Source organism: Rhodohalobacter sp. 614A (assembly GCF_021462415.1).
In the GTDB taxonomy this organism is placed as follows: domain Bacteria; phylum Bacteroidota; class Rhodothermia; order Balneolales; family Balneolaceae; genus Rhodohalobacter.
On sequence record NZ_JAKEDS010000001.1, the window covers coordinates 1,752,654 to 1,769,789 of the forward strand.

The following is a 17,136-nucleotide window of genomic DNA, read 5'->3' on the forward strand; positions in this document are numbered from 1 at the left end:
ATTATTTCTTTAACATCTCTTAGACATCAGTTAGATGATCTCTGATACATAAAAGTGAGATTAGAAGTATTTAAAAGATAAAAAGTGTAAAAAAATTCCAATCAAATACGTAAGTAGCTGATTTTAGGAGAACTATTAAGGAATAATTTTATATTTGAATCAGTTTGGTGAGGAAACAATTGTTGGTTCACCATTAAAAACGGAACCCAGAGTGCTATTAAATTGATACGGATTATGCAAAAATTTCACACTTATGTAAAGTTTTCATCCCTGACAGTTATGCTTTTGATATACGCATTTGCCTGTACGGGACAAGATCATGAGGCTGTCCCGGTAGGCGAACAGGATGTTAATGTGACCTATCAGTCAGATCATTACTTTTCACTTCCTGATACAATTGAAGAAATCTATGAATCGGAAGAGCTTAACTTTCATGTTCAAACAGTTGTTGAGGATGTAGGGGTTGTTTGGGGAATGGCTTTCTTGCCAGACGGGAGTATGATTATTACAAAAAGAGATGGAGACATGCACCTGATTCAAAATGGAGAATTAGTTGAAGAACCCATATCCGGAGTACCGAAAGTTTGGGCACAGGGACAGGGTGGCCTGTTGGATATTGAACCTCATCCCAATTATGAAGCGAATGGTTGGCTTTATTTCAGTTATTCAAAACCAGGACCCGGTGGAGCAAATACAGCGATAATGAGAGCCCAATATGATCCAGACTCTCATTCTTTAACGAATATTGAAGAATTATATTCAGCTACTCCTTTTACGGACAGAGGACAGCATTTTGGCAGCCGTATAAAATTTGATGCGGACGGATATCTCTTTTTTAGTATTGGTGACAGAGGCAATCGTGATGAAAACCCCCAGGATGTGACTCGTGACGGAGGTAAGATTTATCGCCTGAATGATGACGGCACTATTCCGGAAGACAATCCTTTTGTAGGAAGTGAGGGGCTGGATGCAGTCTATACATACGGAGTTCGGAATCCACAGGGAATGGATGTTCACCCGGAAACCGGAATTATATGGACAAACGAGCACGGTCCGCGCGGAGGTGATGAAATCAACGTTCACAAAGAAGGTGGTCTTAATTTTGGATGGCCGGTAATTACTTACGGAATCAACTACAGCGGGACTACCATTACGGAAGACACCGTTAAGGCGGGAATGGAACAACCGGTTTGGTATTGGGATCCATCCATTGCACCTTCGGGAATGGCTTTCGTTACATCAGATCATTATCCCGGTTGGGAAGGTAGTATTCTGAATGGAGCACTGTCGTTTCAGTTGATTTCGCGCATTGTTGTAGATGGAGAAGAGTTTGTACGTGAAGAACGAATTCTGGATGGAATCGGTCGTATCCGTGATATTGAAGAAGCGCCTGACGGTTATATCTATTTCACCAACGAATCGAATGGGACGATTAACCGGATTCTACCGGTCGACTAACGAGCTGATTTGTCTTCCCTCCCAGTGGCTGCAGGAATTAGCTGTTGCCACGAGGAGGAAAGGACTCCAATCTGCGTACAAAAATAATTCTGAGTTGGCGGAATACTATATCAATCCAACTCTTTTATTGCTGTAGCCAATTCTTGCAGCGATTTCTTTGCATCTCCGAAGAACATCTGGTTCTTGTCACTGTAAAACAGTTCATTGTCAATTCCCGCGTATCCCGGACTCATACTTCTCTTGAAGACGATGGTTCGTTTGGCTTCATCTACATTTAAAATTGGCATGCCGTAAATAGGGCTTCCGGGCGATGTTTTCGCAGCTGGATTTACCACATCATTTGCTCCGATAATCAAAACCACATCGGTGGATGGAAAGTCAGGGTTGATCTCATCCATATCATAAAGTTGATCGTAAGGAACATCCGCTTCTGCTAACAGAACGTTCATGTGTCCGGGCATTCGGCCTGCTACGGGGTGAATCGCATATTTTACAGTTACTCCCCGTTCCTCAAGAAGATTCGCGACCTCTTTAAGTACGTGCTGGGCCTGGGCAACTGCAAGTCCGTAGCCTGGGGCAACCACCACTTTTTTGGCATATGCACACTGAATAGCCACATCATCGGCAAATGTCTGCTGAACGGATTTGTCCGAATCTCCGCTGGTAGCAGGACCGCCTTCATCTCCGCCGAATGCTCCGAACAACACATTTGTGAGCGTCCGGTTCATGGCTTTGCACATAATATTTGTGAGGATCAAACCTGCGGCTCCAACCAGTGCACCACTAATAATGAGAAGGTTGTTTCCGAGAACAAATCCAGCCATAGATGCTGCGATACCGGAGTATGAGTTCAGAAGTGATATTACAACCGGCATATCTGCGCCTCCAATGGGGAGCACTGTCAACACACCGATCAGGAGTGCAAGTCCGAACAATACCCAGAAAATGACCTGGCTTGTAGGGTCGGCAGTGAATAAACCCACCAGTACCAAGGCTCCAACAGTTAATACCAAATTGATGATATTTTGCCCCGGCAATGCAATTCGTCCGCCACCGATAAAACCCTTCAGTTTTCCAAAGGCGATAAAACTACCGGTAAAGGTGATAGAACCAATCAGAATACTCAGGCCGGTGGTAACTAATGCCTGAATGTCGAAAAGAGCGGGATCTAACCGGGCCATTTCACCCCAGGCAACAAGTGCTGAAGCGCCCCCGCCAAAGCCGTTGAAAATGGCTACCATTTCCGGCATGGCGGTCATTTGTACTTTTTTAGCGGCTACTGCTCCAATCAGCGAGCCGATGACAACTCCCGCCACGATGAATTCAAAACTGATGATTTCATGGTCGAAAAGTGTAACTGCCACTCCAATAAGCATACCAATCGCGGCAAGCTGATTCCCCGAGCGGGCTGTTGCAGGAGATCCCAATCGCTTGATTCCGACAATAAAAAAGCCGGTGGCGATCAGATAAATTATTTGAATAATATCAGGTAGAAAGGTTTGAATAGATTCTGGAAAAAACTGGCTCATTATTCATCCTCCTTTTTTTTGAACATCTCCAACATGCGGTCGGTCACCATAAATCCGCCAACCACGTTAATAGTGGCAAAAATAATGGCTGCAAAACCAATCCATTGTGAAAAAACACTGCCGGTGGCTCCTGATATAATCAGCGCACCGATGAGCGTAATTCCCGAAATAGCATTAGCTCCGGACATTAGCGGTGTATGAAGTGTTGGCGGTACTTTGGAGATGAGTTCAAATCCAACAAAGGAAGCAAGCACAAATATAAACAGGTTGAAAATCAGGTCTTCCATAGGTTTGTTAGCGTCTTAAATTTTAATTGTTGCCTAACTGTTTTCTTTCACAAAGGGAGAGATAATTTCACCTTCGTGAGTAATAGTAGCATTCAAGATGATTTGGTCTTCGAAATTGAAGTCCGGTTTGCCGTCTTTAATCAGCAGCTCTAAAAGAGATAACAGGTTTTTTGAATAGAGCTTGCTGGCGTGGAATGCAAGGGAGCTCGGAATATTCAGAGGTGCGGCTATCACAACTCCGTTATGTCGAGTAATTTTCCCGGGGTCGGTTACTTCGCAATTTCCTCCTTGTTCAGCGGCAATATCCACCACTACAGAACCCGGATTCATATCTTCGACCATGGCTTTTGTAACAAGCAATGGAGCAGGTCTTCCCGGAATCAATGCCGTAGTAATAACAATGTCCGATTTCTTGACATGCTCGTGAATTACTTCGCGCTGTTTCTCTTGGTTTCTTTGTGAGAGCTCCTTGGCATATCCGCCTTTGGATTCAGTTTGTTCCTCTTCGAGCGGAACTTCAACAAAGGAAGCCCCCAGGCTTTCCACCTGCTCTTTTACCACAGGGCGGACGTCGAAGGCTTCAACAACGGCTCCCAAACGTTTGGCAGTAGCAATGGCTTGTAACCCTGCAACACCAGCGCCAAGAACAAGAACTTTTGCAGGCCGGATGGTACCGGCGGCGGTCATCATCATCGGCATGTATTTATCCAGTTGATCGGCTCCGATCAATGCGGCTTTGTATCCGGCTATGTTACTCATAGAGGAAAGAGCATCCATCGATTGAGCCCGGCTGATTCGCGGAATGGTATCCATTGCCATGGCTTTAATTCCTTGCTGTTTCAGCAGATTAACATAATCTCCATTCTGAAGCGGCCAGATAAAAGACACCAGAACGGTATCCTTTTTTAATTTCTTTACAGTTTCTTCGTCCGGCGCCTGTACGGCTAAAAAGAGTTCACTTTTCTCCAGAACAGTCTCTCTTTTTGATTCGATGGAAGCGCCGGCTTCTGTATATTCTTTATCCGTATAGCTTGATTCAACACCGGCACCTTTTTCGATGATTACATCCAGGCCAAGCGAGATCAATTTTTTTGCACCCTCAGGCGTTAAAGCCACACGTTTCTCATTTTCCTTAGTCTCCTTACAAACTCCAACTGTCAATTTTAGTCCTCCGTTGTCATGGTTTCAGGTAACTTAGCGATTTTTATTTTATTTGCAAGACGAGGTTAGTCTTTAAAACTTTTCTTCCTGAAATTTATAAAAACTTATCCAAAAGTTATCATGTTGATAGAGATAATCGACTATAACATCGCATGAATTTTCTTACCTTAACATTGAAAAATAATAAAGATTAGCAAAATGGAAGATATTCAAGATAAAGTATTAGATGTTGTTATCATCGGAAGCGGTCCTGCCGGTTTAACTGCGGCGCTTTATGCTGCACGTGCAGATCTGAAACCGGTTGTTTTTGAGGGTCCCGAGCCGGGCGGCCAGCTCATGCAAACCACTGACGTTGAGAATTTTCCGGGATATCCCAACGGAGTGATGGGCCCCAAAATGATGGACGATTTTCGTGAACAAGCCAAAAAGTTCGGGGCAGATTGCCGCTATGGATATGTAACGGATATTGATTTTGAAAAACGCCCCTACAAGGTAACCGTTGATGAAGAGACAACCGTTTTTGCCAAATCCATTATCATTTCTACGGGGGCATCAGCAAAATGGCTGAACCTGCCGAGCGAACAGCGTTTGCGCGGTAAAGGAGTCAGTGCATGCGCTACATGTGACGGTGCCTTTTTCCGGGAACAACATGTAATTATTGTTGGCGGGGGTGATACAGCTATGGAAGAGGCTACATTCCTCACAAAGTTTGCATCAAAAGTTACAGTGATTCACCGCAGGGAAGAACTGCGTGCATCAAAAGCCATGCAAAACCGCGCCTTTAAAAATGAGAAAATTGAGTTTATGTGGAATTCCGAACTCCACGAAGTATTAGGAGATCCGGTGGTAGAGGGCGTTAAAATCCTCAATACAAACACCAATGAAATTACAATTCTTGATGATGTAACGGGCGTATTTGTAGCGATTGGTCATAAGCCAAACACCGATCTTTTTAAAGGTGTGCTTACAATGGATGAGGTTGGTTATATCCAGACAAAAGGTCAGTCAAGCGAAACCGATCTTCCCGGAATTTTTGCCTGTGGTGATGCAATGGACCCGATTTATCGCCAGGCGGTAACTGCCGCGGGAACAGGTTGCCGGGCAGCATTAGATGCGGAACGGTTTTTAGCCGATAATGAAATTGATGAGGAAGCAATTGCCCAGGAGCATTGGAAGTAGCCAAAATGGCTTCCTTTATTCTTGAGGGTATTAAAAAAAGAATCATCGGATGAGAGACTGAATTGGATTTTCTGATCCGTACTCATCCGATGATTTCACTTTTGGAAGGAAAACTATTTCTCTTCGGATTCTGAATCATCATCCTTCGATTTGGACTCAGATTTGGTTTCTTTCGTCTCTTCTTCGTCTTCATCTTGAATTTCAATCACTTCCGCTTCCACTTCGTATTCATCATCATCTTCGTCAACTTCTCGCTCAATAAAGACTTTGGCATCATTAACAAACAAGAGAATGGTAGAAATGGCTGTAATCAAGGGAGCATAAACAGCCAAAAGAGCTAATCCAGCAGCACCAATTGTTAACTGACTCTGGAAGAGGGTTTTTCCTGTTTTACTCTTGATGAGGATTCGCCGAACATTTCCTTCTCTGATTATTTTTTTTACCTGAGCAATGATTTCATCAACGGTTCCACGAATTTCTTCAAAGATGGTTTTCTGCGTTTTTTCCATGACTTCACCGTTTCTTTTAGATTTTTTTGTAAGGGATTGGCTTTTCATAGTTCATACTACGAGAAGACCTATAAAAAGATACAATCCCGATTATGCTTTCAAGAGTCTATTGCGCATCGACCATCGGGGTGGATGCCCGTTTGATTGAAGTAGAGGTAAATATGAGCGGCGGTGTTCCCAAATATTTTTTAGTGGGGTTGCCCGATCGTGCCGTCAGCGAATCCAAAGACCGGATTGATGCGGCCCTGAAAAATGCCGGGGCCACTTTTCCACGTGGGAAAATTACCGTAAACCTGGCACCGGCTGATCTTCCCAAAGAAGGAAGTGCTTTTGATCTGCCGATTGCCGTTAGTCTGCTTGCCGTTTCAGGACAAATTGAAACGGACAAACTGGAGCGATCACTCATCGCCGGTGAACTGGCACTGGACGGACAACTTCGTCCCATCAAAGGAATTTTGCCGATGGTGGTTGAAGCCCGAAACCGTGGCCTGAAGTATGCCCTTGTTCCAAAAGATAACGGGGCGGAAGCCGGTGTGGTAGAGGGAATTCATGTGATGGCGTTTGATAGTATACACCAGGTTATGGAATGGCTTGAAAATGAACATGCTTTCTCTCCGGTTGAGATCGACTTAAAAAAACTGTTCTACACGAATGGGAAACATGAAATTCTTGATTTTGAAGATGTTCGCGGCCAGGAAAATGTAAAAAGAGCATTGGAAGTTGCGGCAGCTGGTTCGCATAATTTAGTTATGGTCGGCCCGCCAGGTTCAGGAAAAACAATGATGGCAAGACGGTTACCCACCATTCTGCCGCCACTTTCTTTGGATGAAGCACTTGAGACAACAAAAATTCATTCAGTAGCCGGTTTGGTTGAACCCGGAAAATCGTTGGTTACACAGCGTCCGTTTCGCAGTCCGCATCACACTGTTTCGGATGTGGCACTGGTGGGCGGCGGAAGCATCCCCATGCCGGGCGAAATTTCGATGGCACACAATGGTGTTCTGTTTTTAGACGAGCTTCCGGAGTTTAAACGAAGCGCGCTGGAAGTGATGCGCCAGCCGCTGGAAGACGGAATCGTGAATATTTCCAGGGCCAGAATGAGTGTGAGCTATCCAAGCCGGATTATGCTGGTGGCTTCCATGAATCCCTCGCCAACCGGAGATTGGTACGATCCCACTGATGTAAATGGTGCAACTAACATACAGATGCAACGGTATTTGAGCAAAATCAGTGGACCACTTTTGGATCGAATTGACCTGCATATCGACGTAGAAAAAGTGAGTTTTGACGAGCTGTCGGCCAAAGCCAAGGGAGAGAGTTCCAAACAGATCCGCGAACGGGTTATGGATGCCCGCGAAATCCAAAGCCGGCGGTTTATGGGAATTGAGCACGTACATTGCAACGCGCAGATGAATACAAAACTGGCCCGAAAAATCTGCAAAATTGATCAGGCCGGGGAATCAATGTTGAAAAAAGCGATGAATACGTTGGGGCTTTCGGCACGGGCCTTCGACCGAATTCTCAAAGTGTCCCGAACCATCGCTGACCTCGAACACTCGGAAGGGATTCGAAGCCATCATATTGCGGAGGCGATTCAGTACAGGAGTTTGGATCGTGAGGGGTGGTTAGGATAGCTCAGTATATCTAAACCCATTGTTTGGGAACAAAACAAAAAACCATTCGTACCAAAAAACAAGATGATCACAAGAACAAAAGACGAAAGCAATGGATCGCAATTACGGAACATATTGGAGGGGAAATTGGGTTTTTACTTTGCCATTTATCCTTTTGTTGCTTTACCTGTTTATGTTTTAAATGAGAGTTAAAGCCTGTCAATAATCCAGTTTGGTGTGAGCTTGATGAGCCATGCTACAAAACGCCAGCGCCTGGTTATATAAGAATAGGATTTCTTTTTCTCGATATCGGTTAGCATTTGTTTGACGGCCTTATCCGTCTCCGCCACCCAAAAAAGTCCTTTCTTCCCATCAATCATTTCACTTTTTACAAATCCGGGTTTAACATCGGTAATCGTTATGTCGAAACCTGCCTGATTGCATCGCTGACGATATGCCTGCATATAGGTTGAAATAAATGCTTTGGATGCACTGTAGGGGGCTGCTCTCGATGAACCAAATAAGCCGGCAATCGAAGAAATGCCCACAATTTGTCCGTGTTTTTTCTGGCGAAAGTATTGAAAGGCTTCCCCGAAAAGCTGAACAAATCCGCCCACATTCACATCTATAATTTCCTGTTCCATAGAAATAACAGAGGAAGCAGGATGACTCGAAATTCCGGCGTTCAGCACAATGATATCCATCCCGTCCAATTCTTCAATCAGAGACAATAATTGAGAGCTGGCATTCATCTTTTGTGCTACATCCATTTCCCGAAAATGGAAATTTTCACCTAATTCTTCTCTTAACTGTTCAAGCCTCTCGAGTCTTCTGCCGGTACCGCCAACTATATATCCTTTGTGAACTGCAAGTCGGGCCAGGGATTCTCCAATCCCGGATGTGGCCCCGATGATAATCATTTTTTTCATAACAGAATTAATCTTTGATAATGCGTCTTCTTTAAAGATTATTTCGATTCGCAACGTAAACTATCACTTATTGCCATAAGATGTGTTTGGAAATTTTTCCGATAACCGTTAGAATAAAGATTACTTAACCGGTTAATTTACGGGAGTGTTTAATTCAAATGAGACGATCTGCCATATTCATTCTGTCGGTTTTATCCCTCTTTCTGTTTTCTTGTGGGAGTGAGAGTGATGTTCGTGTACTAAAATTAGGCCACGGCCTCGATAACACCCATTCCGTTCACAAAGCTATGGAATTTATGGCCAAACGGGTTCATGAAGAATCCAATGGGAAGATGAGAATTGATATCTATCCAAGCCAGCAGTTGGGTTCCGAACGGGAGCTTCTGGAGTTGCTGCAAATTGGCAGTCTGGATATCACCAAAGTTTCTTCCAGTGTGATTGAAGGGTTTGAGCCGCTTTATAAAATTTTTAGTGTACCATTTCTTTTTGAGGATAAGGAGCATCGATTTGCCGTTTACGATGGTGAAATCGGCCGCGAATTACTGGAAGCGGGACAAAATATTCGGCTTGTTGGACTTACTTATTACGATGCCGGAACACGAAGTTTTTATACCAAAGATCGGCCGATTCGGCATCCTGATGATTTAGAAGGCATGAAAATTCGTGTTCAGGAAAGCCCGGCTTCTCTGCGGATGGTAAATATGCTGGGTGGTTCAGCGACTCCAATTTCATTTGGTGAACTGTATACGGCTCTTCAACAGGGAATAGTTGATGGGGCTGAAAACAATCCTCCGAGCCTTCATCTGACAAGGCATTACGAAGTTGTGGATTATTACAGCCTGGACGAACATACAGCTGTTCCCGACATGCTTTTTGCCAGCCGGTTTACATGGGAGCGATTAACCGATGAGGAGAAAGAAATCCTTCAGAATGCGGCTCAGGAATCGGCCATTTATCAACGAAAGTTGTGGGAAGAATCCACAAATGAAGCTATGGAAGCTGTTCAGGAAGCAGGGATGGAAATCGTCTATCCGGATAAAGAACCATTCCGGGAAAAACTCCAGCCAATCTACGATGAATATGAACAGGATGAGGAGCTGAACTCTTACATTCAACGAATCCAGGAACTTGCCAATGAATAAACTGATTTCGATTATCGACAAATTTCTGGAATGGTTTATGGTTACGCTGATGGCCGTGCTGGTTGTGGATGTGACCTGGCAGGTTATCTCACGTTATTTGTTGGGAGAGGCGAGTTCATTTTCGGAAGAAGTGGCAAGATATCTCTTAATCTGGATTGGACTTTTGGGATCGGCTTACGCTTATCGAAGAAAAATGCATTTGGCATTTGATCTGTTTACGGATAAGGCCACAGGCAAAGTCAAATACTGGATGGAACTTGTCATTCACTCTTTTGTCATTTTCTTTTCGGTGATTGTTCTGATTTTTGGAGGCTGGTATCTCGTGCAGTTAACCTGGGAGTTGAACCAACTTTCGGCATCGCTTCAAATCTCGCTGGCCTACGTCTATTTTGCCCTGCCTTTAAGCGGCGTATTGATTGTGATCTATGCCCTTGATTTTATTCGCCAGATCGTAAACGAAGGCCCGCAGGAAATAAAGCAACAAATGGATGAGGTTGTCTGATGGAAATAACCGGAATTTTAGTGCTCATAATCAGTTTCGTTTTTCTGCTTTTGATTGGAGTACCCATTGCATTTTGTATTGGCATAGCCACTCTTTTTACGATGTTGGTTAGCATTCCATTTGATCCGGCCATTACCACCGTTGCCCAGCGAATGGCTACCGGTCTCGACAGTTTTGCGCTTCTTGCTATCCCGTTCTTTATTCTCGCCGGGCAGATTATGAACCAGGGCGGGATTGCCCGGCGCCTGATTGATTTCGCAAAATCGGTTGTGGGAATGCTGCCCGGCGGACTCGCTTACGTTCAAATTGTAGCCGCGATGTTGTTTGCATCCATCTCCGGATCTGCGGTAGCCACGGCTTCTGCAATCGGTGGATTTATGGGGCCTCAAATGAAAAAAGAAGGGTACGATATTGAGTTTACAACAGCTCTCAACATCACGTCTTCCACTACAGGTTTGATTATTCCGCCAAGCAACATTCTTATTATTTACTCTTTAGCCAGTGGTGGCGCGTCCATTGCAGCACTCTTTTTGGCGGGATACCTTCCCGGAATTTTAGTTGGATTATCCCTGATGTTTGTCTCAGGTTATTTCGCCGTAAAAAGAAATTATCCTATAAGCGGGAAAGTTTCTTTTAAAGTTGCATTCAGAAAGTTTGTTGACGCACTGCCAAGTCTTTTTTTGGTGATTTTGGTAATTGGAGGAATCGTAATTGGAATCTTTACGGCAACCGAAGCTTCAGCCATTGCCGTTGTTTACGCACTGATATTATCCTTCTTCTACAAAGGCGTGGATTTGAAAGAGTTGAAGGAGGTTTTTCTTTCGAGCTGTAACGTAACAGCGATTGTTGCCATTTTGATTGCAACATCTATGGCAATGTCATGGATTATGTCTTATGAAAATATTCCACTCATCATCAGCGAAAGCCTGATTGCTTTGAGCGATAACCCCATCGTTATTTTGCTTATCATCAACATCATTCTGTTGGCGGTTGGAATATTTATGGACATGACGCCTGCCGTTCTTATTTTCACGCCGATTTTTTTACCACTCGTCGTAGAGATGGGAGTCGACCCCGTTCACTTTGGAATCATCATGATCCTGAACCTCTGTATTGGTGCCTGTACACCACCGGTTGGAAGCGTACTTTTTGTGGGATGCGGAATTTCAGAAATATCCATCACAAGGGTGATAAAACCTCTGCTGCCGTTGTTTGCCGCTATGATCATTTCACTGCTGATCGTAACCTATGTATCTGAAATCACGATGTTCCTGCCTGATCTGTTTGGCTATTAATTCATCAAAAAATGAATAATCAAAAGAAAAAAAATACAAATAAAGAGTGCCGGGAGGTATTAGACTACTTTGATAGTGTTTTGGTCTATGATAATTCTCTTCATTACCAGAACGGTTACTGCTTTTTCCTGATTAAGGATGGTCTCGAAAAATTCCTCATATTGATGAGTGATGAAGCAGATCTCAATGAATCGGGATTTACCGGAGAGATTCAAACGATACACTCCCAGACTTTTTTGAAATGTAAACTAACCCATGAGAATGCAGTAGTTTTACGTTCCAAATTCCATTTTACAAATCCGGTTCTGATTGGAAAAGTTGATTCATACGGGTTGGGAGATCGTCTTGGAAACGCCGGGCCAGCCCATCTTCGTGCAATTATGAATTCAGAGTTTCAACCTGTTCTGGCTCAGCAATCTATTCGGGAACTTGAGCGGACCAAACGAACCGCCGACGAAGTTCTGGACGCGGCAAGCTGGGCGGTTTTTCAGGAAGGATTTACGGAAGGATTCGGAGCCGATGCCGACCACCTCAAAACCACGGATGATATCGACCGGATGGTAAAAGCCGGTTATACGATGTTCACCATCGATCCGAGCGATTTTGTGGTAAATGATGCTGTTGGAATGGATTTGGAGGAACTTCAAGATCAGTTTAAAAAACTTCCATGGGATGCTTTAGGCGTTCAGCCGGATGTACATCTTTTAAGTTATTTTAGAACCTCATTACCTCTTCGGAACGGTGAAATTCTGAATCCATCCGAGAAAGAAGTACTAACCGGAATGGTGAAGTACGGAAACGTGATTGTCCACACCAAAAAGCTGGTGGATTATTTGAAAGAAACGTATCCCGAACATCCGGCTGAATTTGAACTTTCTGTTGATGAAACGGATCAGCCAACCACACCTTTTGAACATTATCTGATTGCCGCAGAAATGAGTCGCTTGGGAATTGACCTGGTTAGCCTTGCTCCACGGTTTTGCGGTGATTTTGAAAAAGGAATTGACTTCAAAGGTGATCTAAAACAATTCCGCGAAGAGTACGAACTGCATCTTGCCATTGCAGAGAAGTTTGGCGGATACAAGCTCAGTATTCATTCCGGAAGCGATAAATTTTCAGTGTATGAAGCCATTGGATCTATAGATTCAGGAACCGTTCACGTAAAAACGGCCGGAACCAGTTATCTCGAAGCATTGCGTACTATTGCCGAAGTAAATCCTGATCTTTTCAAAGAAATTCTCGAATTTTCTTTAAGCAGATTTGATGAGGATAAAAAAACCTATCACATTTCAGCAGATGTGAGTCAAATTCCGAATCCTGATCATCTGAAAAATGAAGAGCTTGTAGCGTTGTTGGATGACAATCATGCCAGACAGGTTCTGCATGTAACATTCGGGTCGGTTTTGTCGGGATCAGATCCGACAGCGGAAACATTTAAAGAGCGGCTTATGAAGTCACTTACAGAGAATGAGAATCTGTATGAAGCGAATCTCGAGAAACATTTTATCAAACATTTAAAACCATTTAAACAATAAATTATGAGTTATTTGACCGATTTATTTGGTCTTGAAGGAAAAGTTGCGGCCGTGATCGGAGGCAGCGGAGTTTTGGGCGGAAAGATGGCCCAGGCACTTGCTGAAGCCGGTGCTAAAACGGCCGTTCTCTACAGCGGAAGCAAAGAAGGCGCAGAAGAACAGGCCGGAGAAATACGAAAAGCCGGTGGAACGGCGATGGTTGCCAAAGCAGATGTCCGGGATGAATCGTCACTCCGCGATGCGTTTAAAAAAATAAATGAAGAATGGGGCAGCATTGACATTTTAGTAAATGCACCGGGAGTGAATTCCACAACAGATATTATGGAAATCACCGAAGAGGAATGGTATAAGATTCTGGATATCAACATGAAAGGAGTTTTTCTAGCCAGCCGGATTGCCGCAGAATATATGATGGATCAGGGTGAAGGTGGCAGCATTATAAATATTACATCGGCTTCATCAGAAATTCCCCTGACCCGTGTTTTTACATACAGTGTTTCGAAAGCTGGAATTGATACAATGACCCGATACATGGCTCGCGAATGGGCACCACAGAATATTCGGGTGAATGCCATCAAACCAGGATTTTTTCCTGCGGAACAGAATAAAAAAATTCTTGATGAAGAGCGTGTGGAGTCAATTATGAGACACACACCGGTCAAACGATTTGGGAGACCCGAAGAACTTGCAGGAGCAGTCATTTGGCTTGCCTCCGAAAAAGCAGCCTCATTTGTAACGGGAGCCATTATTACAGTGGATGGTGGGTTTACAGCGATGTCAATTTAAATCAAAAAAGGAAGTTAAACGTGAACAAGGAAGAAGTTTTATCAGCGATTGAAAAGTTTAAAGCAGTAGCCGTTATTCGTCTGCCGGAACCGGATATGGTAGATCCTGTTTTGGATGCACTATATGAGGGTGGTGTTCGGGTGGCAGAAATTACGATGACGGTACCGAACGCCATCTCATTAATCAGAAAAGCAGTGGCGAAAAGTGCGGATGATTTTGTGATGGGAGTCGGCTCCGTTACCGACGCAAAAATGACCGAACAGGCTGTGGAAGCCGGAGCAAAGTATGTGGTCAGCCCGATCATGAAAAAAGAAATTATTGAGAAGGCAAATGAATTGGGTGTTCCGGTCATGCCGGGAGCATTTACACCCACGGAAATTCAGCAGGCGTGGGAATGGGGCGCGGATATCATTAAAGTATTTCCGGCAGATATTGTGGGAATGGATTTTATCAAAGCGGTGAAAGCGCCATTGCCACATTTAAAATTAATGCCGACGGGCGGTGTGACCCTGACAAATGGCGGCGAATGGATTAAAGCCGGTGCTTGTGCTGTGGGAATCGGAAGTGCACTTGTGAACAAGGAAGCGATTAAACGAGGCGATTACAACACCATCCGGAATAACGCAGAAATTTTGATGTCAAACTTAGGAGTTGAATAACATATTATGGGACAAATTGTAACATTTGGTGAGATTATGCTTCGGCTTTCCACACCGGGACATTCACGATTTATTTCTACAGATATTTATGAAGCCCGGTATGCCGGCGGGGAGGCCAACGTTGCTGTTTCACTGGCGGTATTTGGCCACAAAGCCTGGTTTGTATCACGATTGCCGAACAATGAAATCGGAGATTCAGCTCTTTATGCCGTTCAGAGATATGGTGTAAATACAGATTACATTGTTCGCGGTGGAGATCGTCTGGGAATTTACTTTCTGGAAAGTGGCGCAAGTCAGCGTCCCTCAAAAGTGATATACGACCGGGCGGATTCTGCCGTCAGCCAAATGGATTCAAGTATGGTTGATTGGGATGCAATCTTCGAAGAAAAAGATTGGTTTCACTGGACGGGAATCACCCCCGCTTTGGGAGAAAAACCTCGAAAAGCTGTGGTTGAAGCATGTAAAGCCGCCAAAAAAGCGGGAGTAACGGTGAGCTGTGATCTCAATTTTCGATCGAAACTTTGGACCGAAAAAGAAGCTCAGGCCACAATGAATCCGTTGATGGAATATGTGGATGTCTGCATCGCAAATGAAGAAGATGCACAAAAAAGTCTTGGTTTTGAAGCCGGTGAAACCGACGTGGAAGGCGCCGAACTGGATAACGAAGGATATTCAACACTGGCGCGATCTCTGAAAAAAGAATACGGATTTGATACGGTTGCGATCACTTTACGGGAAAGTTTTTCGGCAAGTATGAACGGCTGGAGTGCGATGTTACACGACGATAAAGATTGCAAAAGCCCTGTGCGGTCCACAAGATATGAGATTGATATTGTAGATCGTGTTGGCGGTGGAGATTCGTTTGCAGCCGGGCTGATTCATGGATTGATAACGAAATCCAATTCACAGGATGCACTTGAATTTGCAGTGGCCTCATCCTGCCTGAAACACACAATTCCGGGTGATTTCAACTTAACGAGTGAAGCTGAGGTTGAGAAACTGGTAAAAAGTGGCGGTTCCGGCCGGGTAGAGAGATGAGAAAAGAATTTATCCATAGTGATTTTCTTCTTCAGAACAAAGCAGCCCGGGAGTTATATCATCATTACGCAGTGCATTTGCCAATTATCGATTATCATTGTCATTTGCCGGCGGAAGAGATTGCAGAAGACATCAACTTCAGAAACCTGACGCACATTTGGTTGGATGGTGATCACTATAAATGGCGTGCTCTTCGAACCTGTGGTGTGGATGAATCGTATATCACAGGCGATAAATCCGACAAAAAAAAGTTTTTGAAATGGGCGGAGACGGTTCCAAAAACGATCAGAAATCCGTTATATCACTGGACACATATGGAGCTGAAGAATCCCTTTGGGATAACCCGCTTGCTCAATGCAGAGTCTGCCGAATCGATTTGGGAAGAGTGCAACGAGATGCTTCAACAGCCGGAATGCTCCACCAGGGGACTCATTAATCGAAATAAAGTGGAAGTGGTGGCAACCACAGATGACCCGACTGACAACCTCGAACATCATAAAAAGTTTAAACGTGAAGAGGGAACAGGTTTTAAAATGGTTCCTACGTTTCGTCCGGATCGGGGAATGCAGATTGAGAATGGAGAAGAGTTCCAAAAGTGGGTCAAAAAACTTGAAAAAACTTCCGATTACTCCATAACAACCTTCAGTGATTTTTTGGATGCTTTGAAACTTCGGCATGATGAGTTTGATGAACTCGGTTGTCGGGCATCTGATCATGGAGTGGATGAGCCCTATTCGGATCCGTTCACCGATCATGAGCTTGAAAGCATTTTTTCGAAAGTAATGCAGGGAATCATGGTTGGCGAAGATGATGTTCGTGCATTTAAATCTGCATTTCTCTATTACTGCGGGTTGATGGATGCTGAAAAAGAGTGGGTTTTTCAACTTCATGTCGGCGCTCTGCGAAATAACAGCTCTCGAAAGATGGAGACTCTTGGCCCCGATACGGGATTTGATTCTATCGGGGATTTTGAAATGGCGCGGCCGCTCTCGCAACTTCTGGATCGGCTGGATGCGGAGGATCATCTTCCGAGAGTAGCTCTTTACAATAACAACCCAAGAGATAACGAACTTTTTGCAACGATGATCGGAAACTTCCAGGATGGAACGGTTCCGGGAAAATTGCAGCATGGACCGCCATGGTGGTTTATGGATCAGAAAGATGGTATTGAACGGCAAATTGAGTCACTTTCAAACATGGGGATTTTGAGCGAGTTTATTGGTATGACCACCGACTCAAGAAGCTTTTTATCGTATTCACGACACGATTATTTCCGACGCGTTCTCTGTAATATACTGGGAGATGATATTGAACAAGGATTGATCCCCAACGATATAGAACTAATTGGGGAAATTGTTCAGAAGGTTTGTTATCAGAACGCCAGAGATTTTTTTAGATATTAAAAGCTAAAAGCATAGAATTTACATGGGATAACTTTTTTAAAATAACTGCTTTAGCATTTGTTTTATCGGTATAAACGGAGTTTTATTAATCAGCTACCTAAATAATAACTG

General features: G+C 44.0%; 16 protein-coding genes. 11 read left to right on the top strand and 5 right to left on the bottom strand.

From position 1 onward, the window contains the following. Positions 1–234: 234 nt before the first annotated feature. Positions 235–1,458, top strand: coding sequence for a PQQ-dependent sugar dehydrogenase (locus L0B18_RS07070; protein WP_234570738.1), 1,224 nt, complete (start codon positions 235–237; stop codon positions 1,456–1,458). Positions 1,459–1,568: 110 nt separating this feature from the next. Here L0B18_RS07070 and L0B18_RS07075 read toward each other — a convergent pair whose 3' ends face one another. From L0B18_RS07075 to L0B18_RS07085, 3 genes are read right to left on the bottom strand one after another with little or no spacing between them, the layout of a single operon-like run. Further along, on the bottom strand, positions 1,569–2,987 hold the full coding sequence (locus tag L0B18_RS07075; protein ID WP_234570740.1) for an NAD(P)(+) transhydrogenase (Re/Si-specific) subunit beta: 1,419 nt from the start codon (positions 2,985–2,987) through the stop codon (positions 1,569–1,571). Further along, on the bottom strand, positions 2,987–3,274 hold the full coding sequence (locus tag L0B18_RS07080; protein ID WP_234570742.1) for an NAD(P) transhydrogenase subunit alpha: 288 nt from the start codon (positions 3,272–3,274) through the stop codon (positions 2,987–2,989). The genes L0B18_RS07075 and L0B18_RS07080 overlap by 1 nt, the downstream gene beginning before the upstream one ends. Positions 3,275–3,307: 33 nt before the next feature. Beyond that, positions 3,308–4,435: a Re/Si-specific NAD(P)(+) transhydrogenase subunit alpha gene (locus L0B18_RS07085; RefSeq protein WP_234570744.1), complete on the bottom strand. Its 1,128-nt coding sequence runs from the start codon at positions 4,433–4,435 to the stop codon at positions 3,308–3,310. A gap of 198 nt (positions 4,436–4,633) precedes the next feature. Between L0B18_RS07085 and trxB the strand changes: the two genes are divergently transcribed. Continuing rightward, positions 4,634–5,614: a thioredoxin-disulfide reductase gene (gene trxB / locus L0B18_RS07090; protein WP_234570746.1), complete on the top strand. Its 981-nt coding sequence runs from the start codon at positions 4,634–4,636 to the stop codon at positions 5,612–5,614. 113 nt (positions 5,615–5,727) lie between these two features. Here trxB and L0B18_RS07095 read toward each other — a convergent pair whose 3' ends face one another. Further along, positions 5,728–6,123 carry a DUF4342 domain-containing protein gene (locus L0B18_RS07095; RefSeq protein WP_234570748.1) on the bottom strand — a complete coding sequence of 132 codons (396 nt, stop codon included), beginning with the start codon at positions 6,121–6,123 and terminating at the stop codon, positions 5,728–5,730. 92 nt (positions 6,124–6,215) lie between these two features. Between L0B18_RS07095 and L0B18_RS07100 the strand changes: the two genes are divergently transcribed. Then, positions 6,216–7,757, top strand: a complete 1,542-nt coding sequence (locus tag L0B18_RS07100; protein WP_234570750.1) for a YifB family Mg chelatase-like AAA ATPase — start codon at positions 6,216–6,218, stop codon at positions 7,755–7,757. Between the two features lie 188 nt (positions 7,758–7,945). Here the strand turns inward: L0B18_RS07100 and L0B18_RS07105 are convergent, their stop codons facing one another. Continuing rightward, entirely contained in the window at positions 7,946–8,665 is a 720-nt protein-coding gene (locus L0B18_RS07105; RefSeq protein ID WP_234570751.1) for an SDR family NAD(P)-dependent oxidoreductase, read from the bottom strand. 158 nt (positions 8,666–8,823) lie between these two features. Here L0B18_RS07105 and L0B18_RS07110 point away from each other — a divergent pair, with 158 nt between their 5' ends. The 8 genes from L0B18_RS07110 to uxaC are packed head-to-tail and all read left to right on the top strand — an operon-like array spanning position 8,824 to position 17,025. Beyond that, complete coding sequence (locus L0B18_RS07110) at positions 8,824–9,807, top strand: TRAP transporter substrate-binding protein (protein ID WP_234570754.1); 984 nt, start codon at positions 8,824–8,826, stop codon at positions 9,805–9,807. After that, on the top strand, positions 9,800–10,309 hold the full coding sequence (locus L0B18_RS07115) for a TRAP transporter small permease (RefSeq protein WP_234570756.1): 510 nt from the start codon (positions 9,800–9,802) through the stop codon (positions 10,307–10,309). The genes L0B18_RS07110 and L0B18_RS07115 overlap by 8 nt, the downstream gene beginning before the upstream one ends. Next, a complete protein-coding gene (locus L0B18_RS07120) occupies positions 10,309–11,604 on the top strand; it encodes a TRAP transporter large permease (protein ID WP_234570758.1) in 1,296 nt (431 codons plus the stop codon). The genes L0B18_RS07115 and L0B18_RS07120 overlap by 1 nt, the downstream gene beginning before the upstream one ends. Before the next feature lie 11 nt (positions 11,605–11,615). Continuing rightward, on the top strand, positions 11,616–13,139 hold the full coding sequence (locus L0B18_RS07125; RefSeq protein WP_234570760.1) for a tagaturonate epimerase family protein: 1,524 nt from the start codon (positions 11,616–11,618) through the stop codon (positions 13,137–13,139). A 3-nt stretch (positions 13,140–13,142) separates the two neighbouring features. Then, entirely contained in the window at positions 13,143–13,925 is a 783-nt protein-coding gene (locus L0B18_RS07130) for an SDR family oxidoreductase (protein WP_234570763.1), read from the top strand. Between the two features lie 20 nt (positions 13,926–13,945). After that, entirely contained in the window at positions 13,946–14,584 is a 639-nt protein-coding gene (locus L0B18_RS07135) for a bifunctional 4-hydroxy-2-oxoglutarate aldolase/2-dehydro-3-deoxy-phosphogluconate aldolase (protein ID WP_234570764.1), read from the top strand. Positions 14,585–14,590: 6 nt separating this feature from the next. Further along, positions 14,591–15,622, top strand: coding sequence for a sugar kinase (locus tag L0B18_RS07140; RefSeq protein WP_234570766.1), 1,032 nt, complete (start codon positions 14,591–14,593; stop codon positions 15,620–15,622). Further along, a complete protein-coding gene (gene uxaC / locus L0B18_RS07145; RefSeq protein WP_234570768.1) occupies positions 15,619–17,025 on the top strand; it encodes a glucuronate isomerase in 1,407 nt (468 codons plus the stop codon). Before L0B18_RS07140 ends, uxaC begins: the two co-directional genes overlap by 4 nt. The last annotated feature ends 111 nt before the right edge of the window (positions 17,026–17,136 follow it).